The organism is Lysobacter enzymogenes (genome assembly GCF_017168095.1).
In the GTDB taxonomy this organism is placed as follows: Bacteria; Pseudomonadota; Gammaproteobacteria; order Xanthomonadales; family Xanthomonadaceae; genus Lysobacter; species Lysobacter enzymogenes_D.
Genome location: NZ_LXSD01000095.1, coordinates 1 through 3,399, shown reverse-complemented (window position 1 = coordinate 3,399; position 3,399 = coordinate 1). Strand labels below are relative to the sequence as shown.

Genomic DNA, 3,399 nt, shown 5'->3' with positions numbered 1-3,399 from the left:
GCGGCCTGCGCGGCGGCGGCGCCGGCTGGCTGCTGTGGCTGGCCTGGGCGCTGCTGTGCGTGGCCGCGGCGCGGCCGCAGCAACTCGGCGAGCCGATCCGGCCGCCGCAGGTCGGTCGCGGCATGATGCTGGCGCTGGACCTGTCGGGCAGCATGAGCGAACAGGACATGACCCTGGGCCGCCGCACCGTCGACCGCCTGACCGCGGCCAAGGCGGTGCTGGCCGACTTCCTCGACCGCCGCGTCGGCGACCGCGTCGGCCTGGTGGTGTTCGGCAGCCGCGCCTACGTGCTGGCGCCGCTGACCCTGGACCGCGACACCGTGCGCGAACAGCTCGGCAACAGCGAAGTCGGCCTGGCCGGGCAGGAGACCGCGATCGGCGAAGCCATCGGCCTGTCGGTGCGGCGCCTGCGCCAGTTGCCCGAGCACGAACGCGTGCTGATCCTGCTTACCGACGGCGTCAACAACGCGCCGCCCGACCCGATGCGCGGCGCCCAGATCGCCCACGACGAAGGCGTGCGCATCCACACCATCGCCTTCGGCGGCGACGGCGGCCTGACCCTGTTCGGGGTGCGTCTGCCCACGCCGGGCGGCGCGGCCGAAGTCGATGAGCCGACCCTGCGCCGGATCGCCGAACAAACCGGCGGGCGCTTCTTCCGCGCCCGCGACACCAGCGAGCTGGCCGGCATCTACGCCGAGATCGACCGGCTCGAACCAGTCGCGCGCGAAGGCAAGGCGGTGCGTCCGCGCATCGAGCGCTATCCGGTGCCGCTGGCCGGCGCGCTGGCGCTGGCCTTGCTGGCGTTCCTGTGGCCGCGGCGGAGGCCGGCATGAATCCGTCGTCCTGGTTCGAGCATCTCGCGCCGCTGATCTTCCTGCGCCCGCACTGGCTGTGGGCGCTGCTGGCCCTGCCGCCGCTGGGCGCGTGGTGGTGGCGCGGCCGCCGCCGGCGCAACGTCTGGCAGGGCGCGGTCGACGCGCACCTGCTGCCGCACCTGCTCGATGCCGCGCCGGGCCGGCGCTCGCAACTGGCGGTCGGCGCGGGGGCGTTCGGATATGCGCTGGCGGTGCTGGCGCTGGCCGGGCCCAGTTGGTCGCAGGGCGAACAGCCGCTGTGGCAGAGCAACATGCCGATGGTGGTGGCGCTGGACCTGTCCAGCCGCAGCCTCGCCGGCGACCTGCCGCCGAGCCGCCTGGCCCAGGCCAAGGCCAAGCTGGCCGAACTGCTGCGCCGCCGCGCCGGCAGCGGCCAGACCGCGCTGGTGGTCTACGCCGACGACGCCTTCACCGTCGCCCCGCTGACCGACGACCCCGACAACGTGCGGGTGTTCCTCGACGCGCTGGCGCCGGACATCATGCCCGGCGACGGCCAGAACGCCGACCGCGCGATCGCCTGGTCGGCGCGGCTGCTGCGCCAGGGCGGCTTCAACCGCGGCCGCATCGTGCTGATCACCGACCGCAGCGACAGCGCGGTCGACCGCGCCGCGGCCAAGGCCGCCGGCGACGGCTATGCGGTTTCGGTGCTGGGCCTGGGCAGCGCCGCCGGCGCCGCGTTCCAGCGGCCCGACGGGCGCATCGTCAAGGTCCGGCTCGACGCGCCGTCGCTGCAGGAGCTTGCCCGCGCCGGCGACGGCCGCTACGCGCCGCTGAGCGCCGACGACGCCGACCTGCGCGCGCTCGACATCGCCAGCGGCGGCCGCGGCGAAACCGGCGCCGGCGCCGGCCTGGGCGAGAAACGGCTGGCGCGCGAAGACGACGGTTATTGGTTGCTGCCGGTGTTGTTGGTGCTGGGATTGCTGGCGTTCCGCCGCCGCAGCGGCGCCGGCGCGCTGGCGCTGCTGCTGTGCCTGGGCCTGCCGCTGGCGCCCGCGCCGGCGCGCGCGCAGTCGCTGTGGCAGCGCGCCGACCAGAGCGCGCACGCGCGCGTGGTCGAAGGCAACGACGCCTACCACGCCGGCCAGTTCGAACGCGCCGCCGAGCTCTACCAGCGCGGCCAGGGCGCCGATGCGCAGTACAACCTGGGCAACGCGCTCGCGCGCCAGGGCCGCTACCCCGAGGCGATCGCCGCCTACGACCGCGCGCTCAAGCTCGCGCCGGGCATGGCCGATGCGATCGCCAACAAGCAGGCGGTGGAAGCGGCGATGAAGCGGCCGCCGCAGAAGAACCAGGACGGGCAGGGCCAGCAGAAGCCTTCGCCCGGATCGCAGCAGCAGAAAAACCAGCCGCAGCCGCAGGATCCGCAGCGCAAGCCCGACGGCAAGCCCGAGGACCGGCCGCAGGACCGGCCGCAGAAGCCCGATCCCGACGGCCGGCAAAGCCCGCAGCCCAAGCCCGCCGACGACCCGGAAACCCAGCGCCGCGCCGACCAGGAACAGCGCGAGCGCATGCAGCGCGAACTCGAGCGCCAGCGCGGACAGCCGCCGAAGCCGCCGCCGCCCAAGGGCGAGCGCGAACCGGCGCGCACGCCGGCCCAGCGCGAGCGCCAGCAAGCCAACGACGCCTGGCTCAAGCGGGTGCCGGACGACCCCGGCAGCCTGCTGCGCGAGCGGTTCAAGAACGAATACTTGCGCCGGCAGATGTCGGCGTTGAACGGAGAGTGAGGCCGATGTCGCGCAACCTGCCCAATCCCGCCGCGCGCCTGCGCCTGGCCTGTGTGCTGCTGGCCGGCCTGCTGCTGGCCGGTTTCGGCGCCGGCGCCGCGGCGCAGACGCGCGCCTGGCTGGACCGCAGCAGCATCCGCGCCGGCGAGACCGCGACCTTGAACGTGGAGACCACCGCCAGCGTCGGCGGCCAGCCCGACTACTCGCCGCTGGCGGCGGACTTCGAACTGCTCGACCGCGGCGTCGACACCCGCATCGAGCCCGGCGCCAACGGCATGGTCGCGCGCAGCCGCTACACCGCGGTGCTGCGGCCGCTGCGCAGCGGCCGGCTGACGATCCCGGCGCTGAGCGTGGCCGGCGCGCGCACCGCGCCGCTGGAGCTCACCGTCGAAGCCGCGCCGGCGCCGGCGCCGGACCAGGCGATCGGCACCGCCGAGCTGTACATGGAATCGGTGCCCGACGACAGCAGCCCCTACGTGCAGCAGGCGGTGGGCTGGGTGGTGCGGCTGTACGCGGCGATGCCGGTGCTCAGCGGCAAGCTCGACCAGCCCGCGCCGGACGGCGCCTCGCTGACCAAGGTCGGCGAAGACATCCAGTACCAGCGCACCTACAACGGCACGGTCTACACCGTCTACGAACGCCGCTACCTGCTGGTGCCCGAGCGCAGCGGCAGCCTGGTGATGCCGGGCGCGGTGTTCGAGGGCCGGGTCGGCACGACCATGATCGAACAGCTGATGGGCAGCGGCGGCGACCCGCGCCGCGCCGCCAGCCGCTCGCGCCCGCTGCAGGTGCGCGCCGCG

Annotated in this window: 3 protein-coding genes; all 3 read left to right on the top strand. The window is 74.7% G+C overall.

Annotated features, from left to right (window positions below; genetic code table 11):
* The coding region (locus A7A76_RS02730; protein ID WP_206409754.1) for a vWA domain-containing protein at window positions 1–833 on the top strand (833 nt) is incomplete at its 5' end.
* Entirely contained in the window at window positions 830–2,599 is a 1,770-nt protein-coding gene (locus tag A7A76_RS02725; RefSeq protein WP_206409753.1) for a VWA domain-containing protein, read from the top strand. The genes A7A76_RS02730 and A7A76_RS02725, both read left to right, overlap by 4 nt.
* Window positions 2,600–2,604: 5 nt before the next feature.
* Window positions 2,605–3,399, top strand: a 795-nt coding sequence (locus A7A76_RS02720) for a BatD family protein (protein ID WP_206409752.1), incomplete at its 3' end; no start/stop codon positions are given.